This is a genomic window from Hyphomonas atlantica corrig., from assembly GCF_017795365.1.
Taxonomy (GTDB): Bacteria; Pseudomonadota; Alphaproteobacteria; order Caulobacterales; family Hyphomonadaceae; genus Hyphomonas; species Hyphomonas atlantica.
In genome coordinates this window covers 1,678,396-1,698,760 of sequence record NZ_CP051254.1, presented here as the reverse complement: position 1 = coordinate 1,698,760, position 20,365 = coordinate 1,678,396, and the positions used below count along the sequence as shown (strand labels likewise).

At 58.4% G+C, this 20,365-nt stretch carries 16 protein-coding genes; 9 read left to right on the top strand and 7 right to left on the bottom strand.

What is annotated here, in order from left to right; all coding sequences use genetic code 11:
• Nucleotides 1–8: 8 nt before the first annotated feature.
• Both HF931_RS08415 and rfbC read right to left on the bottom strand, forming a co-directional pair.
• Entirely contained in the window at nt 9–992 is a 984-nt protein-coding gene (locus HF931_RS08415) for a DUF2793 domain-containing protein (RefSeq protein ID WP_273243076.1), read from the bottom strand.
• A gap of 122 nt (nt 993–1,114) precedes the next feature.
• Nucleotides 1,115–1,672 (bottom strand): dTDP-4-dehydrorhamnose 3,5-epimerase, encoded by a 558-nt coding sequence (gene rfbC / locus HF931_RS08410; RefSeq protein WP_273243074.1) that lies wholly within the window; start codon nt 1,670–1,672, stop codon nt 1,115–1,117.
• A 214-nt stretch (nt 1,673–1,886) separates the two neighbouring features.
• Between rfbC and HF931_RS08405 the strand changes: the two genes are divergently transcribed.
• Together HF931_RS08405 and HF931_RS08400 are read left to right on the top strand one after the other, a co-directional pair.
• Nucleotides 1,887–3,062 carry a glycosyltransferase gene (locus tag HF931_RS08405; RefSeq protein WP_273243072.1) on the top strand — a complete coding sequence of 392 codons (1,176 nt, stop codon included), beginning with the start codon at nt 1,887–1,889 and terminating at the stop codon, nt 3,060–3,062.
• Between the two features lie 97 nt (nt 3,063–3,159).
• Nucleotides 3,160–4,320 (top strand): DegT/DnrJ/EryC1/StrS family aminotransferase, encoded by a 1,161-nt coding sequence (locus tag HF931_RS08400; RefSeq protein WP_273243070.1) that lies wholly within the window; start codon nt 3,160–3,162, stop codon nt 4,318–4,320.
• A 36-nt stretch (nt 4,321–4,356) separates the two neighbouring features.
• Here HF931_RS08400 and HF931_RS08395 read toward each other — a convergent pair whose 3' ends face one another.
• The gene (locus HF931_RS08395) at nt 4,357–4,800 is read right to left on the bottom strand and encodes an RDD family protein (RefSeq protein WP_273243068.1); all 444 of its coding nucleotides are present in this window, start codon (nt 4,798–4,800) and stop codon (nt 4,357–4,359) included.
• A gap of 301 nt (nt 4,801–5,101) precedes the next feature.
• Here HF931_RS08395 and ahcY point away from each other — a divergent pair, with 301 nt between their 5' ends.
• The 3 genes from ahcY to metK are packed head-to-tail and all read left to right on the top strand — an operon-like array spanning nt 5,102 to nt 8,568.
• Entirely contained in the window at nt 5,102–6,496 is a 1,395-nt protein-coding gene (gene ahcY, locus HF931_RS08390; protein WP_273243066.1) for an adenosylhomocysteinase, read from the top strand.
• 13 nt (nt 6,497–6,509) lie between these two features.
• Nucleotides 6,510–7,364, top strand: coding sequence for a formyltetrahydrofolate deformylase (locus HF931_RS08385; protein ID WP_273243063.1), 855 nt, complete (start codon nt 6,510–6,512; stop codon nt 7,362–7,364).
• 22 nt (nt 7,365–7,386) lie between these two features.
• Nucleotides 7,387–8,568, top strand: coding sequence for a methionine adenosyltransferase (metK, locus tag HF931_RS08380; RefSeq protein ID WP_273243061.1), 1,182 nt, complete (start codon nt 7,387–7,389; stop codon nt 8,566–8,568).
• Between the two features lie 7 nt (nt 8,569–8,575).
• Here metK and HF931_RS08375 read toward each other — a convergent pair whose 3' ends face one another.
• From HF931_RS08375 to HF931_RS08365, 3 genes are all read right to left on the bottom strand, one after another.
• Complete coding sequence (locus HF931_RS08375; RefSeq protein ID WP_273243059.1) at nt 8,576–8,971, bottom strand: hypothetical protein; 396 nt, start codon at nt 8,969–8,971, stop codon at nt 8,576–8,578.
• Nucleotides 8,944–11,436, bottom strand: coding sequence for a S8 family peptidase (locus HF931_RS08370; RefSeq protein WP_273243057.1), 2,493 nt, complete (start codon nt 11,434–11,436; stop codon nt 8,944–8,946). The genes HF931_RS08375 and HF931_RS08370 overlap by 28 nt, the downstream gene beginning before the upstream one ends.
• Nucleotides 11,437–11,537: 101 nt before the next feature.
• Nucleotides 11,538–12,461: a hypothetical protein gene (locus tag HF931_RS08365; protein ID WP_273243055.1), complete on the bottom strand. Its 924-nt coding sequence runs from the start codon at nt 12,459–12,461 to the stop codon at nt 11,538–11,540.
• Nucleotides 12,462–12,667: 206 nt separating this feature from the next.
• Here HF931_RS08365 and HF931_RS08360 point away from each other — a divergent pair, with 206 nt between their 5' ends.
• Nucleotides 12,668–13,816 carry an AGE family epimerase/isomerase gene (locus HF931_RS08360; RefSeq protein ID WP_273243054.1) on the top strand — a complete coding sequence of 383 codons (1,149 nt, stop codon included), beginning with the start codon at nt 12,668–12,670 and terminating at the stop codon, nt 13,814–13,816.
• A 24-nt stretch (nt 13,817–13,840) separates the two neighbouring features.
• Here the strand turns inward: HF931_RS08360 and glmS are convergent, their stop codons facing one another.
• Entirely contained in the window at nt 13,841–15,667 is a 1,827-nt protein-coding gene (glmS, locus tag HF931_RS08355; protein WP_273243052.1) for a glutamine--fructose-6-phosphate transaminase (isomerizing), read from the bottom strand.
• 251 nt (nt 15,668–15,918) lie between these two features.
• Between glmS and cysD the strand changes: the two genes are divergently transcribed.
• The 3 genes from cysD to HF931_RS08340 all read left to right on the top strand — a co-directional run bounded on the left by cysD (nt 15,919) and on the right by HF931_RS08340 (nt 20,349).
• The gene (gene cysD / locus HF931_RS08350) at nt 15,919–16,821 is read left to right on the top strand and encodes a sulfate adenylyltransferase subunit CysD (protein ID WP_273012746.1); all 903 of its coding nucleotides are present in this window, start codon (nt 15,919–15,921) and stop codon (nt 16,819–16,821) included.
• Nucleotides 16,821–18,731 carry a sulfate adenylyltransferase subunit CysN gene (gene cysN / locus HF931_RS08345; RefSeq protein ID WP_273243050.1) on the top strand — a complete coding sequence of 637 codons (1,911 nt, stop codon included), beginning with the start codon at nt 16,821–16,823 and terminating at the stop codon, nt 18,729–18,731. The genes cysD and cysN overlap by 1 nt, the downstream gene beginning before the upstream one ends.
• A 100-nt stretch (nt 18,732–18,831) precedes the next feature.
• Nucleotides 18,832–20,349, top strand: a complete 1,518-nt coding sequence (locus tag HF931_RS08340; RefSeq protein WP_273243048.1) for an acetyl-CoA acetyltransferase — start codon at nt 18,832–18,834, stop codon at nt 20,347–20,349.
• The last annotated feature ends 16 nt before the right edge of the window (nt 20,350–20,365 follow it).

Sequence of the window (20,365 nt, the reverse complement as noted above, 5' to 3'; positions counted from 1 at the left end):
AAAGCCGTTCAGGAAACGACAGATCGATCCGTCGTGCGACGCCAATCGGTCCCATCCGAGAATGCCATGATCGCGCCGCCGCTGGCGTCCGGCACGTGGATCATGGCCCCTGCTCCATAATCCGATGCGGACGGCAATGACGCAGCGGAAAAACTGCCGCACCGCACGGCCCCCTCAACATGCAATCGGCAGCTCGGTTCGCTCGTGCCGATCCCGACATTGCCGTTTGATTTGAAGCGTGCGCGTTCCGCGCGGGCGCTCGCGGTCGCACCCTCAGGGGTCGTCCGTATCAATATGTCAGTGCCATGACTGGTTGGAGACCAGTCTCCATCCGCAACCATGTCTATCTGCGCTGGCAAAGGGATGACAAAGCCAGCGCCGTCGTGCCCCGATCCGAGAATGGCAAACAGGCGGTCGCCATTCTGCGTTGCCTCCGGAAGGTCCAGAGAGCCCCGCGCGCCATACCCCTGAAACGCTGCGTTCGGACCTGGGCCGACAGAGCGAAACTCCGCCCGCTCTGACCCGGTCTCTCCCTGCACCACGATCCCCGCCTGGCCGGCAACCAGACCGAAACGGCCAGTGTCCACGGTCAATGGCGCCTGAGCTTCACCCTCCCCCAGCACGACAAAGCCGGTTGCCTGATCAAACCGGAACACTTCGTGCCAGTTTCCTGCAAGGAAGACCAGCATACCTCCGCACTCGACATTTATGGCGCGCCAACCGTCCTGCGGTGTGAGAAACACCCATCCGCCATCGTGGACGCATGCGAGTTGCCCGGCGCTACCGCTGGTCCAATCCGCGCCACTGGCTCCGGCTGGCAGAATATACACATCCCCGTCTACCGGATCCTCTGGCTGGACAGGCATATCGGTAGACAGCACACGCATCTGGACCACGGAATCGAGGCGGCTCAGCGCATCGTTGAAGGTAACGTGTTTCTGTGCCTGGTTCGGCAACAGATATGGCAGGGCGTGCCGCGGTGTGAAATCCATTGATACTCTCCCGGCTGAAGGTCAGCCGACAGAGTCATCGCTTATCATGCCCATCGGATTGGGCCGCAGTTTCGCCTGTCAGAACCGCGAAAATGGCGGGGAGAACACGGCGCCTTTTCCCATCAGAACGGTGTCTTGAACTCCGCAAAGGACTGCGCCGTCTTGTCCTTGTCGGACAGCATCGCCTCTTCCGGACGGACACCCCAATCAATGCCGAGCGTCTCATCGCTCCACAGAACAGACCCGTCACATTCCTTGCAATAGTAATTGTCCACCTTGTAGGCGATCTCCGTGTCCGGCTCGAGCGTGGCAAATCCGTGCAGGAACCCGCGTGGCACGTAGATCTGAACGCCGTTCTCTGCGCTCAGCTCTGCGCTGACCCATTGTCCATATGTTGGCGAACCTTTTCTCGCGTCCACAGCGACATCAATGATGGAGCCGCGAAGCACCCGGACAAGCTTGGCCTGCGCAAATGGTGGAGCCTGAAAATGCAGCCCGCGGACCGTGCCTTTCTGGGCCGACAGAGAGTGATTATCCTGCACGAAATCTGCGTCGATTCCCGCTTCCTTGAAGCGTTGCGCATTGTAGGTCTCACTGAAAAAGCCGCGATCATCTCCAAAACGCGGAGGCGTAACCAGTTTCACATCGGGGATGGCTAGGGCTTCGACTTTAAGGGACATGCAGTGGCTCTCTCATGATTGAAATCGGCCTTGGCATGGCATGAACGTTTGGCCCATGTCCAGTTTTCTTCTGCCGGTCAGAACAGCGCGACATCACCTCACAGTACCGCCCGTTTGAGTCTGGGTCAGAGTGCTCTTGTCGGCACCTATCGCACCACGGTAGGAACAGGCTTGGTCTTCCATCCGCCTGCATGAAAAGAGTTATAACCGACGCATGGCCTCTCCTCTGCAAGTTGCGAAAAATGCTGTCCGGCGGCTCATCCTGCCACGCCCGGCACATCTGGACCGGGCTGTGCCAAAATCCGGCCCCCTCGTGGTGGCTGGCATGTTCCGAACTGGAAACGGTATCGGCCGCGCCGCAAGATCATGCGTCGAAGCCCTCACCCTGGAAGGGCACGCGCCGATCGCGGTCGACCTCAGCGAAATGTTCAATCAGGTCGAAGGCGACGCAAGCGTTCCTCTGTCGCCAATGCCGAACACTCGCTCCGGCACGCTCATCCTTTTTGCCAACGCCCCGGAAGTCATGCGGGCGCTGGTGGGGCTGGGTCTGCGCCGATGGCATGATTGGCGGCTGGTGGGCGCCTGGGCCTGGGAGCTTCCCGTTGCGCCGCCGGGCTGGTCCGAAACAGCCCGCATGCTGTCGGAAATGTGGTACCCGAGTGCCTTTGTGCGCGACGCCCTGCACAAGGACATCAACTCGCCCGCCTACATCGTTCCGCACTTCGTCGCGCAAAACCCAGACCCTCTAGACGACTACTTTTCTGGATCGCACGAACGCCCTTTGCGCATCCTCTGCCTTGCAGATGGCCGGTCATCCCTGCCCCGCAAGAACCTGGCATCCGCTATCGAAATGTTCCAGCGGGCGTTCCCCGGCGAAGAAAATGTGACGCTCTGCCTGAAGTGCCGCAATCTCACCCTGTTCGAAAACCAGACGCGCGGCCTGATGGAATTTATCAGACGTGACCCTCGTATCGAACTGATAGACCAGACACTGCCTCAGCCGGATCTCGACCGACTGATCGAAACGCATGACATCATGTTGTCTGCTCACCGCGCAGAGGGCTTTGGCCTCCATTTGGCAGAAGCGATGGCCGCTGGCCGCGCTGCAGTAGCAACCGGATGGTCAGGCAATCTGGAGTTCATGGCTGAAGACAATTCGGTGCTGCTCCCTTACACGATGGTGCCAGTGCAGGACGACAGCGGCATCTATGCTGATTTCGGACACACCGAATGGGCAGAGGCAGATCTGGATGCGGGCGCTGCAGCCCTGCGCGCCCTGTATTCCGACCCGGACCGTCTGAAGCGCATCGCGCAGGCCGGGCATGCCTCCATCAGTTCGTCCCTGTCGCCGTCGAACTACTCCCGGGCGCTGCTGGCAGAGCCAACATAACCCGCCACAGGTGCTGACTTTGTAACAAGTCGTGTATTGTCGGGTCAGGCGGACCCAATTATTCCGCCACGACAACCAAAGAAAAGGTTTCAGAGCCGTGCAGATTCCATTCATCGACCTTCAGGCCCAGCGCAAGCGCATTGAGGGCGAAATCAACGCCGCAATTCAGAGCGTCGTCGAGAGTGGCCGCTATGTCCTAGGCCCGGAAGTGACCGAATTGGAGAAACAGCTCGCCGGCTGGTGTGGCGCGTCTCATTCGGTCAGCTGTGCGAATGGCACGGACGCGCTCGCACTCGCACTGATGGCGTGGGAACTGAAACCCGGTGACGCGGTCTTCTGCCCGTCCTTCACCTTCGTCGCGACGGCCCAGGTCGTGCCATGGCTTGGTGCGGCGCCGGTATTCGTCGACATTCTACCAGACACCTACAACATGGATCCGGCCCATTTGCGCAAGCAGATCGAAGCAGTGAAGGCCGAGGGCAAGCTGACCCCGAAAGTGGTCATCGCCGTCGACCTCTTCGGCCAGCCCGCCAACTATCCGGAGATCAGGGCGATCTGTGACGAGTTCGGCCTGAAGCTGATAGCCGACACGGCGCAGGGCTATGGCTGCACGCTGAACGGACAACATCCATCAGACTGGGCCGACATCGCGACGACCAGCTTCTTCCCGGCAAAGCCGCTTGGCTGCTATGGCGATGGCGGCGCGATCATCACCAATGACGCAGCCCTCGCCGAACGCATTGAATCGCTGCGCGTCTACGGCAAGGTGACGCCGACAGACGCCGCCGAGCGCAATTTCCACCATGACCCGAAATATCTCTCCCTGCGCGTCGGCATGAACTCACGGCTCGACACGATCCAGGCTGCGGTGCTGCTGGAAAAGCTCAAGATATTCGGTGACGAGATCGAGAAGCGACAGATTGTGGCGGACCGCTATGCCGATGGTCTCACCGGGCATGTGAAGCGCGTGCCGAGCGTCATCGCAGGTGGCAAGAGCGTCTGGGCACAATATGTCATTGAGCACGAGGATCGTGACGGCCTGCAGGCGCATCTTTCCAGTCAGGGCATCCCGACCGCCGTCTATTACCCCGTACCAATCCACGAACAGGATTTCTGCGCCCGCTTCAAACCTGAAGAGGGCACGCTGCCCGTCACCGGAGCCGCCAGCAAATACGTCGTCGCCCTGCCTATGCACCCATATCTGAAAGAAGCCGACCAAACCCGCATCATAGACGCGATCCGGGCGTTCAACGCGTAGCCAGACGCGACAGAAGCTCCTCTGGCTAGGACGATGCTACCCGTCTCGCCTTTGTTCCGGATGTCGTGTCCCAAATATAGTCCTGCTTTTTCGGAACAGCATCCACGGCCAAAGTGGCCACCAGCTGCAGACCATCCAAGCCACGAATGTCCGGGTTCCGAAACTTGGACGTTCGCGGGTTGGCAGGACCTTGAATTTCATCAGATGCTGCCCGAGGGTCTGGGCACCCCGGTCAAAGTGCCATTTGAAATAGTAAAAGGCCCCGAAGCAGGCGGCCAGGCCGATGAAAAGCGACGCCCAGTCTCTCGTCCTGAACACCTCGCGTTCAAAACTCCACTGCCATACGCCGGTCGCAATATACTCAATTACCAAGGCTGGCAGAGACACCGCCGGCAACATTCCCACAACTATGACAAAAAAATCGAGATAGAACGCTACGAAGCGTCTTGTCAGGCCGACACGGGACTCTTCGATGACCATGCCGTGCCGCTTCGGCCACCAGAGCGCAATGGCGAACCCCAACGGTAACAATACAAATACCCACGGTTCTGACGAGACAGACAAAATGCACCTCTAGGATAAAGACTACCCATAATCCGCCCCACCCCAGGTTGCCAGCGGCCAAATCGCCAGGACATGAAATCCGTATGAGCATCAAGCCAGCGGAATACGCTCACTTTCCCAATCTGAAATGCGCGCGCGGGTCAGGTGAGCAGATCGCGCGTTGCCTTTTCGCCTGCGTCATGTTAGCCGCGATACAAACGTATAAAGGATCATTGATATGGCCAAGAGCTATCACGTCGCGGACATTTCTCTTGCTGACTATGGCCGCAAGGAAATCGCGATTGCAGAGACGGAAATGCCAGGCCTGATGGCGGCGCGTGAAGAGTTCGGGCCGTCACAGCCCCTCAAGGGCGCAAAGATCGCCGGCTCATTGCACATGACGATCCAGACAGCTGTCCTGATCCAGACGCTCGAAGCCCTTGGCGCAGATGTGCAATGGGTGTCGTGCAACATCTATTCAACGCAAGACCACGCCGCCGCCGCGATTGCCGACAATGGCACGCCGGTCTTCGCCTATAAGGGTGAAACGTTGGAAGAGTATTGGGACTTCACTGATCGCATGTTCCATTGGCACGATGGAACAGGCCCCAATCTGATCCTGGATGATGGCGGTGACGCCACGATGTACTTGATCCTCGGCGAGCGAGCTGAATCCGATCCGTCTTTCCTGGAAAAGCCGGCCTCGGAAGAGGAGAAATTCCTGTTCGCACAGATCAAGAAACGTCTGGCCGCATCGCCCGGCTGGTTTGCCAAGACCAAGGCCGCAATCCGCGGCGTGTCCGAAGAAACCACAACCGGCGTGAACAGGCTCTATCAGTTGGAGAAGAAGGGCGAACTCCCCTTCCCGGCGATCAATGTCAACGACTCTGTCACCAAGTCGAAATTCGACAACAAGTATGGTTGTAAAGAGTCGCTCGTTGACGCGATCCGTCGCGGAACGGATGTGATGATGGCGGGCAAGAAAGCCTTCGTCGCCGGATATGGCGATGTGGGCAAGGGCTCTGCCGCGTCGCTTTCCGGCTCAGGTGCCCGCGTATCTGTCTCCGAAGTCGACCCGATCTGCGCCCTTCAGGCAGCGATGGACGGCTATGAGGTCGTCTCGCTGGACGAGGCTGCGCCGAAATTCGACATCTTCGTCACGGCGACAGGCAACAAGGACATCATCACCGTCGACCATATGCGCGCGATGAAGGACATGGCCATTGTCTGCAATATCGGCCACTTCGACAATGAAATTCAGGTCGAAGGCCTGCGCAATTTCGAATGGACGAACATCAAGCCGCAAGTCGACATGATCACCTTCCCGGATGGCAAGCGGATCATCCTCCTGTCTGAAGGCCGTCTCGTGAACCTCGGCAATGCCACGGGGCATCCCTCCTTCGTCATGTCGGCCTCGTTCACAAATCAGACGCTGGCCCAGATCGAACTTCACACGCGCGCAGACCAGTACGAAAACAAGGTCTATACACTGCCGAAGCACCTCGATGAAAAGGTTGCCATGCTTCATCTGGAAAAACTCGGCGTTCAGCTGACCGAGCTTTCCAATGAGCAGGCAAACTATATCGGCGTGGACACCGCAGGACCGTTCAAGCCAGACCATTATCGCTACTAGGACTGACAGGACCTTGCCACGCAACCACATCCTCACCCTTTCCTGCCCTGACCGGGTTGGACTGGTCGCCAGCCTCGCGAAGGCGATGGAACAACATGAGTGCTTCATCGAATCCTCACGCACATTCAGTGACCCTGAAACCAGCCGCTTCTTCGCGCGGCTGGTCTTCCGAGGTCCCGGGGAAGACCTGCCGGATGGGCTGAATGCAGACCTTGGAAATCTTGCCACAGAGCTTGAGGCCGATTGGTCCGTCCATCCCGAAGGTGAGACGATCAAGGCCCTTCTGCTTGTTTCGAAATCCGATCATTGCGCAAACACGCTGCTCTATGGCGCGCGTCGCAATGAGCTCCCTATCGAAGTCGTTGGCATCCTGTCGAATAATGAGACGCTGAAGGATAATTTTGCGCATTGGGGTCTGCCCTGGTTTCATGTGCCGGTGACCCGTGACACAAAACCGGAAGCCGAAGCGCGCCTTTTCGAAATCGTCGAAGAGACAGGCGCCGAATTGGTGGTGCTTGCGCGATACATGCAGGTGCTGAGTGATGATGCATGCCGACGCCTTGAAGGACGGTGCATCAACATTCACCACTCCTTCCTGCCAGGCTTCAAGGGCGCCCGCCCCTACCATCAGGCCCATGAGCGGGGCGTCAAAGTGATTGGCGCAACGGCGCACTATGTCACTGCGGACCTCGACGAAGGCCCCATCATTACTCAGGTCACAGAAGTTGTGGACCACACATTCAGCCCGTCTGACATGATCGAGACGGGTCGTCATCTTGAAGGCAACGCCCTGCTCCGTGCCGTAAAGGCGCATGCGGAGCATCGCATATTCATCAACTCCGGAAAAACGGTCGTGTTCGCCCGATAGGGCTTGTCGAAAGAGAGCAGTCATGAAACTTGCCAGCCACGAATTCACCAGCGAAAGCGTTTCTGAAGGACATCCGGACAAGGTCGCGGACCAGATTTCAGATGCCATCGTGGACCTCTTCCTGTCGCGGGACCCGTCTGCGAAAGTGGCCGTCGAAACCCTGACGACGACCAATCGGGTTGTGCTGGCCGGCGAAGTCCGCACCAATAATGGTCAGGATGTCAGCCATGATGAAATGAACCAGGTCGCGCGCGATGTCGTCAAACGCATCGGTTACGAGCAAGACGGCTTCCATTGGCGGACGATGGAAATCGCCAACCATGTGCATGGTCAATCGGCCGAGATCGCGCAAGGCGTCGAAGAAGGCCAAGGATTGTATGGCGAAGAGGGCGCGGGCGATCAGGGCATAATGTTCGGCTACGCTACGAACGAAACGCCGGAACTGATGCCTGCCACGCTGGTATACTCGCATCAGATCCTGCAACGGCTTGCGCAGCTTCGGCATGATGGCACCCACCCCGAACTCGAACCTGACGCCAAGAGCCAGGTAACGCTGCAATATGAAGGCTCGAAACCGGTTGGCGTGAACGCCCTCGTGGTCTCGCATCAACACAAGGATAGCGCGACACTCGATCAGTTACGGGAAATTATCCGGCCCGTGATCAAGGAGGTCCTGCCTGAAGGCTGGTTTCCCGAAGAGGACAAGTTCTACGTCAACCCGACCGGGCGCTTTGTCATCGGCGGGCCTGACGGCGATGCGGGCCTCACCGGGCGCAAGATCATTGTTGATACGTATGGCGGCGCGGCCCCGCATGGTGGCGGCGCGTTCTCCGGCAAAGATCCTTCCAAGGTCGACCGTTCCGCTGCCTATGCTACGCGCTACCTCGCAAAGAACATTGTAGCGGCCGGATTGGCCGACCGCTGCACAATCCAGGTCAGCTACGCCATTGGTGTGGCTCATCCCCTCTCCATCTATGTCGACACACACGGAACAGGCAATGCGGACGAAGAACGCATCGCAAAAGCGCTGCGGGAGTTGTTTGACCTGTCACCCAAGGGGATTCGCACACATTTGAATCTGAACCAGCCGATCTATGGACCGTCCGCCGCCTACGGCCATTTTGGCCGCACACCGACGGACGCTGGTGGATTCAGCTGGGAAAAGACAGACCTCGTTGACGAACTCAAGCGCCTCACGAACTAGTCGATCGCTAGTAGGCGACCGTTATCTTTTCAATGGTCGCCACGGTCCTGCCGCGGCATTCCACCTCAATTCGCTGTGGCAGCGGCTTGCGCGACTGCTGGTAAGCCGCCGTTCCCGGCACAGATGGCCCGCCCTCTGACAGTGCCAGCACGAGCACGTCGTTTGAATGCGTTGCCGCGGGGCTCAGCATCCAGGGCTGATCATCGTCGACACGCACCACAACATGCAGTTTGCCACCAGACGGCTGGCCGGGCCCGGGCATCCTGTTGATCCATGCTGATGTGTCCGTAATTTCCGGGCAGGATTTGCCTGTAAACGGGAGGCCCGCACAGCCGGCGAGCAGGCCACCGGTCACAGCAACCAACAGCGCCCCCCTTACCATGGTGTCGACAGCCGCATCCACAGCGCCTCCTGATCCTCGGCGCCGTAAATATGGTTTGGCGATGTCGAAATCACGGCCGCCGCTTCACCTGACCATGTGTCGATGAGGCCGAACGTGTAGCGGGTTTCGTAATCAATTTGTCGGCCGCTCGGCGTCAGCTCCGCCTGCACCAGACCACGGATCAATTGACTGTTCATATCAACCCCAATGGGTGCTTCGAGATTGAGGTGGCCCGTTTCCGCGCGCCGGGGCTGCGCCACGATGAAGTGAAGCCGCCCCTCGCCCAGCGCACGGTCCGCGCCCAGCGACCAGCGGCTGGTCCAGATATTTTCCGCATCAACGCCTGGCAATTCGACACTCGACATTTCAAGCCCGGACGACACAATCCATCCGCCACCCGCAAGCCATGCGCCTTCCAACGCATAGGCCGTCATCTCGGTCTGGTCCTGCGCACCAAAGCGAGCCTGCAATGATCCGCCAAGCGCAGTACTCTCGTCCTTGATAAAGGACGCACCTGCCCTGACAGACCATGTGCGTTCATCCCGGCCGAACATGAAACCGGACTGGCTACGAGCGCCCTGCTCTGCCGAGAAGATGTCCATGACCAGATCATCAGTTATGGCATGACTGAACTTTGCCCACGCCCCACCAGTTGAGAACGCATTGCCCACGCCCGGCTCATTCAACAGGGAAATATCAGGCGCAAGATGGGTCAGCGACCCGCCGCGCCCGAATTCGACCTGGCTTTCACCAAAGCTGTAGCGCATTTTGAACGTAGACTGAGGGTCGTCCTGATACGGCGCAGTCGGGTCTTCTGTCAGCCGCGCCTGAGTCCAACTGAAGGACACGCCACCCGCACTCATGGCGTAGGATTCCCCTGCTGCCCAGTCGGCGCGCGTGTCGAAACTGATCAGGCGTGATCCGAGAGCATCTGCCGGAAACGCCGCTGCCACAGCATCCGCATTGAACAGGAAGCCGCGTTGGTACTTGTCTTGAAACACAAGCTTATTGAACGCGCCGGAATTCGACGCCCAGTCTCCGAACGCGCCGCCGCTTGGCGCCACCGCATCGATGAGACTGACTTTCTCGGCTCCGAAATCGAGGTTCTGTTGCCCCTGCGGACGAAACGCTTCTTCCAGATTCAAAAGCCCAACACCCGATACACTATCCGTGCCGACGCCGGCGACCTCACCGGTAATGATGTCAGACGTGCTATCGACATAGTCTGTCGCAGTATCCAGCAAGATCTGGAGCGCAACCTCTGGCTGCGATCTCAGATTTGGGAACGCGTCCAGCAAGAGAGCCAATGATCCCGCCACGTATGGCGCCGCAAAAGATGTGCCTGAAATCCGATAATAGTCACCCTCATTGTCAGCGTCATTGCACCCTTCAAACTCCCCTACGGCACATGTGGGAAGGTCTGGAAATGCCACATCGTCGTCCGGTCCAGTCGAGATTACACCTTCGCCCGGCGCCAGGAGATAATAGGATTGCGATGCCGTACCAGCGCGGTTGGAGAAGTCCGAGAGCTTTCCATCCGGATCAACCGCCCCGACGGCCACAACACGCCCCAAGGATGAAGCCTCGCCTGCGATATAGGCTGGCTCGTTCGGAATTTCGCCCTTGGCTTCGGTTGGATTGCCATCTTCGTCCGTGCCAGCAGGTTCGCCATCGTTGCCCGCAGAAATGACAACAAGCACGCCGGCTGCTGCAGCCGCCCGAATGGCATTTTCAAGCGTGGGGTCACTGTCGATTTCCCCGCCGAGCGACATGTTGATGATTGTTGCCCCTTGGTCCACGGCGTATTCGATTGCGCGCACCAGCGTATTGTCACTGTAGACACAATCATCATCCTCGCCTTCCCGGCCGCAGCTTCCCGGCGAGTCCGCGCGAATGTCGAGAATTGAGGATTCATAGGCGACACCCTGAATCCCGTTTGGCATGTTGTCATCAAATGATGAATTGAAATCGTCCTGCCGGCGCGCGGTAATCACGCCTGACACCAGTGTCCCGTGACCACCCGTATCGATATCGCCCGGCTGGCGACGCATGGTCGTGCGGTTCCCATTCTCATCATAGCCCGGACAGTCGGTATCGGCGCAGACATCGAACATCTGAATGACAGCGCCCTCAAGGTCCGGATGGCTCGCTTCGGTCCCGGTATCGATCACGGCGATGGTCTGCCCTTGCCCGGTCGCACCCAGCGCATAGGCGCTGGAGGCGCCGATAATCGGCAGACCAACCGTGGCGTTGTACTCCCGGGTCTCAAACTGTTCCGGCTCCGCGATCCGGTCCGGAAACGGATTAGACGGTGGTGGCGGCGGCGGCGGTGGTGGGGGTGGCGGCAACGGCGTCACGGCGGAGCTGCCGCCTCCACCACCACCTGCACAGGCACCCAACAGCGTTACGGATGCGCCCATCATTAAGAGGGCCAAAGCAGAACCAGACCCCACCGTACGAGATTTCGTTTTTGCACGCCAGATCAAGCGCAATCCTCCCAACATCCACGCAAGTTTTCACGCTATAACTTCAAGACGAAATAGTTCACCCCAAAGAAAAACACAGCGCAAACACTTCCTTCAGTGGGTCATGAGAACTCGACCCGCTCCTGCGAGAAGTAAAATAGCGACCGCGTCTCGTCATCAATCGTGTCGCCGGGCGCATTCAGCAGTGCTTTCATCGCATTTTTGCGGTCCTTCAGCGCGTGCGTGAAGTCATCCTCGATCAACCGGTCAACGCCGGTTCGTACCATCGCATCGCGCACTTCCATGTACAACGTCAGCGAACCGCCGAGAAACATGGACTCATACGCGATCTTGCTGGCGATCTTGTCGTGGATGTCCGAATACTGGAACTGACGCTCCATGACGGATTTGCGCTTGCAGATGAAATCTATTTCGTGCCGATACTTCGGATGCCGCAGATAGAAGTTCTTCAGCGCGACCATTTCACCGTCTATCCGTTCCTGAATATCGTCGGGCAAGGCTTCACTGAGAATGATGATGATGTCGATATCCGACCCCCGCACCATTTCGCCCGAAGCGGAATGCTCTCGCATCTCGTTATGGGCGAGGAAATAGGACAGGTCTCCCGCAATGAATGCGCACAACTGGCTTCGAACTTCGCGGCCCAGACTTACAAACAATTGCTTCATGACATCCTGAGCGACACCGATCTTTTCGCGGCTGATCTCCCGGTGCATGTTCGACAAAGTGCCCTGTCGCTCGATCATCTGATAACGTTGCGCCGGCAGCCCAAACAAGGTGAATGACAGGAAATCCCGCAAGATGGACGGGCTGAGGCGGACCTGGTCTTCGCGCGTGATATCGAACCGCAAATAATAGCTCGCGAAATGGGAGATCAGCAGGCTCTTGCTCCGATTGCATACCTGCCAGAGCGCCAGCACCGGCACATCCGGCATCTCCTCCGACAACTCCTTTCCAATCCGAGGCCCCTTCTCCTCAAGGATCCGAGTCAGGCGGGCTTCGATCTCATTCAGGTCTATGGTCACAGGCGGACTCGATCTCCTAGGTGGCGACAACACGTATTTTTTGCCGCATCGGTGGCGCAGGATCGAACGCAGCCGTCGACAGGTCAATACTTGATGAGAAACACGGCCCATTGTACGGGATTCACTGAGTTCAGGCCGCTGTGGACCTCATGCAAGCCGTGGTCTCGCTGACGACATTTCCGTAAGCAAGCGTAGCGGTAAGGCAAATGGATTGTGTAACCAGGATACGCCACTGGCTTTTCGACGAGGCAATCCCCGTCTGGACTGAAAAATGTCTCGATCCGCATTTCGGCGGACCCATCGAAAGTTTCAATCTGACAGGCACTGGCCCGTCGGCCGATCCGTTCAAGCGAACATTCGTAATTGCTCGCCAATTGTACGTAATGTCTCACGCCGCCTGTCTTGGCATAGTCAAGGCAGGGCCGATCGCGGACACGCTTTTTGAGTATCTCTCTAGGCATTGCTGGCAAGGCGCTGACCAAGGATGGGTTCATGCGCTGGCGCACGACAAGACGATTCTCGACCCTACCGCCGACCTATATGATTTTGCTTTCAGTCTGTTTGGCCTTGGCTGGTATTACAGATACTCATCAGACCCCGCCGCCTTGAAGCTGGCGCACCAGACAACCGACATCATCGAAAACGTCTTTCGTCACCCATCCGGGAAGGGCTTTCACAATCAGATTCCGTCCACACTGCCCCGCCAGCAGAATCCGCACATGCATCTCTTCGAAGCAGCACTTGCCATGTGGTATGCGACTGGCGACGAAAGGTTTGGACAGCTGTCGAACGAACTCGCCGATCTCTTTCTGCAACATTTGTACACGCCGGAAATCGGAACGGTCTCGGAATTCTTCGATGATGATTTGGCGCGCATTGGCGATGAAGACGGCAACAGGCTGGAGGCCGGGCACCAGTTTGAATGGGCCTGGATTCTTGCTCAGCACCAAAAGCTGTCCGGACAGGATCACTCTGACATCGTACGAACTCTTGTCTCGAATGCAGAAACATTCGGTGTAGATCCAGTCAGCCAGCTGACAATCAATGCAAACCATTTGAACATGAGTCCAAAGGACAAGGGGTCACGGACCTGGCCGAGTACAGAGCGCATAAAAGGCTGGCTTGGCCTGTATGAATTGACCGGAGCATCCCCGTGGCACGCCCTCGAGAACAGCTGCGACGCATTGTTCAGCCATCATCTCGGAAGCCTGGCACCAAACGGCATGTGGATCGATGCATTCGATGCGCAGCGCCAGCCGACATCAAGCAAGATTCCAAGCTCCACTCTGTATCATGTCTGGTTGGCGTTCACAGAAGTGCTGCGGCTTGCTCCTGAGCCGACGACGCCCGGTTGAGCAAGTCAGTCCGTGCTGCAGAATCTATTCCACCGTCACGGATTTGGCGAGGTTACGCGGCTGGTCGACATCGGTGCCTTTGGCCACAGCCACGTGGTATGCCAACAATTGAAGGGGCACAGCCGCCAGCACAGGCAGGCTGATCTCGTCGCCTTCCGGGATTGCGATGACATGATCGGCGCGATTGCCGGCTGCCTTGATGCCCGCTTCATCTGAAATGAGGATCACACGCGCGCCGCGCGCCCGGATTTCTTCAACATTGGAAATGGTTTTTTCGAAAAGTTCATCCATGGGCGCGATCACCACAACGGGGACATCTTTTTCGATCAGCGCAATCGGACCATGCTTCAGCTCACCTGCAGCATATCCCTCTGCGTGAATATACGAGACTTCTTTCAGCTTGAGCGCCCCCTCCAAAGCGAGAGGAAAATACCGGCCGCGCCCAAGGAAGAGGACATCACGGCTCTGGGTCAGCGTCTCTGCAATCGCGCGGATTCCGTCTTGTGCTTCGAGCGCTTCGGTTACTTTTCGCGGCAAGGCCAGAAGGCTCTTAACCGCCTGCACTTCCTCGCCCGGCAGCAAACGTCCGCGCGCCTTCGCTGCATTTAGCGCCAAAACCGCCAGCACAGACAATTGCGCTGTAAACGCTTTCGTTGATGCGACGCCAATCTCAGGCCCGGCATGGGTCGGCACGATGGCAGCAGCTTCCCTGGCGATTGAGCTTTCCGGTACGTTTACGATGGCAACGGCGGGCGTGCCATTCTGACGGCAATAGCGCAGCGCCGCCAGCGTGTCCGCAGTTTCGCCCGATTGGCTGACAAACATGGCTGGGCCCGTCTGCGGCAAGACTGGGTTGCGATAGCGAAACTCCGATGCGATGTCAGTTTCCAGAGCAAGTCTCGCCTTTTGCTCGAACCAGTATTTCGCCGTGTGTGCGGCGTAATAGGCTGTTCCGCATGCAATCGCGACAGCGCGGTCGGCCCCAGCAAACATCTTGTCAGCCACATCACCCAGATTGAGTGTCTGCGTCGCCTGATCAATGTAAGGAAGGATCGAGCGCGCCAGCGATTCCGGCTGCTCGTGAATTTCCTTCAGCATGAAATGATCATATTCGCCGCGCTCAATCAGACTTTCATTCACAGCAGACTGCACGCGGGGGCGGTTCACCCGTTCACCATCCACATTCCGGATGTCGTGGCTGTCAGGTGTCAGGACCACCCAATCGCCTTCTTCCAGATAGGTCACATCGCGTGTGAACGGCGCGAGCGCGATTGCGTCAGAACCGAGAAACATCTCGCCTTCGCCATATCCCAATACCAACGGACTGCCTTTGCGCGCACCAATCAGGAGATCGGTATCGTCTGCAAAGATTGCGGCAATCGCAAACGCGCCGGATAGCTTCTTGAGGGCGGCCTCGAACGCATCCACAGCGTCCATACCGTCGTTCATGTTCTTGTCGATCAGCTGGGCGATGACTTCGCTATCCGTTTCGGATTCAAAGCTGCGACCGTCGGCCTGCAATTCATCGCGCAGTTCACGAAAATTCTCGATGATGCCATTATGGACGATCGCAACTTTCCCCGACATGTGGGGATGCGCATTGATCTCGTTCGGCTGACCATGCGTGGCCCAACGCGTATGGGCAATGCCCATCGGACCATCGATCGGCGCTTCCGCCATAACGGCCTCAAGATTAACGATCTTGCCCTGTGCGCGCCTGCGCTCGACCTTGGGGCCCGCCCGAACTGCGATGCCCGCGCTGTCATAACCGCGATATTCAAGCCGCTTCAGACCATCCACGAGACGGTTCGCCACTGTTTCGGTGCCAGCGATCGCTACAATTCCGCACATACTTCATCTCCAATCAGACAAAGCGTATTTAGCCCCCCTGAATCAGACGGCATAATGACAGATTATGTAGGAATACGACAATCAGCGACACGATTCAGACCGATCGTGCCTTTTTCCCGACCATTTAGCCCTGCTGATAGATCAAATCATTGAACTCACTCATATTGGGGGCTATCGCCCTGTTCTCGTGACTATATCTGAAAGCCACAGAGTTTTTTCGGCTAAATGATACTTGAAGGAAACTGAACGTTTTGACCAATCTGACCCACCTCGACAGGCTGGAGGCTGAAAGTCTTCATATCATACGAGAAGTTGCAGCTGAGTGTGAGAACCCTGTGATGCTGTATTCGGTTGGCAAGGATTCGGCTGTGATGCTGCATCTTGCGATGAAGGCGTTTTATCCGTCTCGTCCGCCCTTTCCGCTGATGCATGTGGACACGACCTGGAAGTTTCGGGAGATGATCGAATTCCGGGATCGCAAGGCGAAGGAGCTGGGCTTCGATCTTCTGGTCCATGTCAATGAGGACGGCGTGCGCGAGGGCGTTGGCCCGTTCAGTCATGGCTCTGCGGTGCATACGGATGTGATGAAGACACAGGCGCTGAAGCAGGCGTTGGACAAGTACAAATTCGATGCTGCCTTTGGCGGCGCGCGGCGCGATGAGGAAAAATCCCGCGCCAAGGAGCGGATCTTCTCCTTCCGGTCTGCCGAGCATCGCTGGGATCCCAAGCGCCAGCGCCCGGAGCCGTGGAATGTCTACAATACGCGCATCAACCAGGGCGAAAGCGTGCGCGTTTTCCCGCTGTCAAACTGGACCGAGCTCGACATCTGGCAATATATCCGCCGCGAGAACATCGAGATCGTGCCGCTCTACTTTGCCGCCCCGCGCCCGGTCGTGAACTGGAACGGGGTCGACATCATGGTTGATGATGACCGGATGCCGGCAGAGCTGGCAAAGACAGCTGTCACCAAATCCGTCCGCTTCCGCACGCTGGGCTGTTATCCGCTGACCGGCGCCGTGGAAAGCACGGCCGACACGCTGGAAGACATCATCCAGGAAATGTTGCTGACCACGACCTCCGAACGCCAGGGCCGCGTGATCGATGCCGACCAGTCCGGCTCCATGGAAAAGAAAAAACAGGAGGGCTATTTCTGATGCGCCTCAATGATGAATTGATTGAATCGGATATCGCCGCCTATCTCGAGAAGCATGAGCACAAATCCCTGCTCCGCTTCATCACCTGTGGTTCGGTGGATGATGGCAAGTCGACGCTGATCGGCCGCCTTCTGTATGATGCCAAGATGATCTTCGAGGACCAGCTGGCCTCGCTGGAAAATGATTCCCGGAAAGTCGGCACACAGGGCGAGAACATCGACTTCGCCCTTCTGGTCGATGGCCTGACCGCCGAGCGCGAGCAGGGCATCACGATCGATGTCGCCTATCGTTTCTTTGCTACCGACAAGCGCAAGTTCATCGTCGCCGACACGCCCGGCCATGAACAATATACGCGCAACATGGCCACCGGCGCCTCGACGGCCGATGTTGCCATCCTGATGGTGGATGCCCGCAAGGGCATCCTGACCCAGACGCGCCGTCACAGCTTCATCACCACCCTGCTCGGCATCCGCAAGCTCGTCCTGGCCATCAACAAGATGGATCTCGTCGGCTACAGTCAGGATGTCTATAACGACATTGTCGATGACTTCTATGCCTTCGCAGACGAGCTGGCGACCGATCTGGAAATCCAGCCCATCCCGATGTCTGCCCTGGAGGGTGTCAACATCACCAGCAAGTCCAACGAGACCGACTGGTATGATGGCCCCAGCCTGATGGATTATCTGGAGACGGTGCCGGTGGGCGACCGCCGCCTGAACGCCTCCTTCCGCATGCCGGTCCAGTGGGTCAACCGCCCGAACCTCGACTTCCGCGGCTTCTCCGGACAGATCGCGGCGGGCACGGTCAAGCCGGGCGACCGGGTCAAATCCATGCCCTCCGGCAAGCAATCCACCATCCAGCGCATCGTTACCGCCACGGGAGACCTGGACGAGGCGATCGCCGGCCAGTCCATCACGCTGACCCTGGATGACGAGATCGACTGTTCACGCGGCGACGTGCTGGTCTCGGCCGAGGACCCGGCGGAAGTCTCCGACCAGTTCCAGGCCCGCATCCTGTGGATGAGCGAGACCCCGCTCCTGCCCGGCCGACGCTACCTGCTGAAGATCGGTGCCAAGACGGTCACCGCCACGGTCAACGCCCCGAAATACGGCATCGACGTCAACACGCTGAATGATGTGCCGGCCAAGACGCTGGACCTGAACCAGATCGGGGTCACCACCCTGTCGCTCGACCAGGCCATCCCGTATGATCCGTATGATGTCAATCGCGAGATGGGCGGGTTCATCCTGATCGACCGGATGAGCAATGACACGGTCGGCCTCGGCCTGATCGACTTTGCCCTGCGCCGGGCCTCCAACATCCACTGGCAGGCCATGGATGTCGACCGCTCGGCCCTGGCAGAGCAGAAGGGCCAGAAACCGGCTGTGCTCTGGTTCACCGGCCTGTCGGGCTCGGGCAAATCGACCATCGCCAACGCGCTCCAGAAACTGCTCTATGCCCAGGGCAGACATACGTTCACGCTGGATGGCGACAATGTCCGCCATGGCCTCAACCGCGATCTCGGCTTCACCGATGCCGACCGGGTCGAGAACATCCGCCGGGTCGCCAATGTTGCCCGGCTGATGTCGGATGCCGGCCTGATCACGCTGGTCTCGTTCATCTCGCCGTTCCGCTCGGAACGCCAGATGGCCCGCAACATGATGGCCGAGGGCGAGTTCATCGAGATCCATGTCGACACGCCGCTCAGCGTCGCCGAAACCCGCGACGTCAAGGGCCTCTACAAGAAGGCCCGCGCCGGGGAAATCAAGAACTTCACAGGCATCGACAGCCCCTATGAAGCTCCCCTCAACCCCGAACTCAAAATCGACACCGTCAACAACTCTCCAGAAGAAGCCGCTGAAGTGATCCTCGGCTTCCTTCGTGAGAAAGGCCTTTTGAACGGCGATTGATACAATCATGACGGGACGTCGGGCTTCCCCGACGTCCCGGCTCGCCTTGCCTCATATCCCACGCTAGGACTCGCCTTATAAGACGAGAAGGAAGCGTGATATGGCCAAGGGTGATTTGCCGGTTCTGGTGGGTGTAGGACAGAGCCTGAGCCAATGGGACGGCACGAACGGCCCGGACGGCGCCCCCTCTCCGCTCTCGCTCATGGTAGAAGCCTCCAAAGCTGCGCTCTCCGATAGCGGCGCAGACCTGGCAGATGCAATCGACACGATTGCCGTGGTTCGCATCTTCGAGGATTCCGTCGGCGGCGCGCCTCACCCGCATGGTCACAACACGAACCTGCCGGGCACGCTGGCGCGCGACATCAACGCCTCACCCGACAAGCTGATCTATGAGACCGTGGGTGGACAAAGCCCGCAAGCCCTCGTCAACGAGATGGCCGCACGCATCCATGCCGGAGACGCAGACTGTGTGCTGATCTCCGGATCGGAAGCCAATCGCGCGTCCAAGGGGGCTCGCCGCAATGGTGTCGAGATTGACTGGGCCGATAGCGCAGACGCGGACTACGAAGATCGCGGCATGGGGCCGATGATGCTGTCGCGGGAAGAAATCAAGCATGGCATTGTCGCGCCAGCCTATTTCTACGCCTTGTTCGAAAACGCGATTGCTGCGCGCGAAGGCCGTTCACGTAGTGAACACCGCAAGGCAATGGCGGAACTCTTCCAGCCCTTCACAAGTGTGGCCGCCGGAAACCCCTATTCCCAATTCCCGCAGGAACACTCCGTAGAATTCCTGTCGACCCCGTCAAAAGCCAACTACGAATACGCCGACCCTTTCCTGAAATGGTTCATCGCGCAGGACGCCGTGAATCAGGGCGCGGCAGCCATCCTGATGAGCAGTTCAAAAGCGGATGCCTTGGGTGTTCCGGAAGACAAGCGCGTCTATCTGCACGGGGGTGGAGAGGCCGCGGATGACCTGATCTCGCTGCGCCCGCGCCTTGATGGATCCTGGGCAATGCAGACCGCAATTGGTCGCGCGCTGGACCAAGCCGACAAGACCGCTGACGACATCCAGCATCTTGATCTTTACTCCTGCTTCCCATGCGCTGTCCTCTCTTCGACGGCGGAGCTGGGAATCGACTGGAAGAGTGATCCACGTCCCCTGACCCTCACCGGCGGGTTGCCCTTCTTTGGCGGGCCGGGAAACAATTACTCCCTGCACGGGATCGCCGAGATGGCTGCGAAACTGCGCGCGAATCCTGGCGACTACGGGCTGGTGCTCGCCAATGGCGGCTGGATGACCAAGGAAGCCGTAGGCGTTTACTCCACCGAGAAACCTGCGCGCTTCGCGCCCGCCGAGCCGTACGCAACGCCAAGTGAACGCGTCACGCTCTGCAAGGACGACTGCGAAGGTATTCTGGAAACATTCACCGTCACGCACGGCAAGGATGGCCCGAACAAGGGGATCGCCTTCATTCGGCTGGAAGACGGTCGGCGCGCGCTGGCCAATGCTTCGAAGGAGGCATTCCCTGTCCTGCGGGAAGATGCCTCTCCGGTGGGTCGGAAAGTTGCCGTCACAGTGGACCCTGAGAAGGAACGCGGCACGTTCAATTTCATCTGATTGAGCCGCTTGCCCC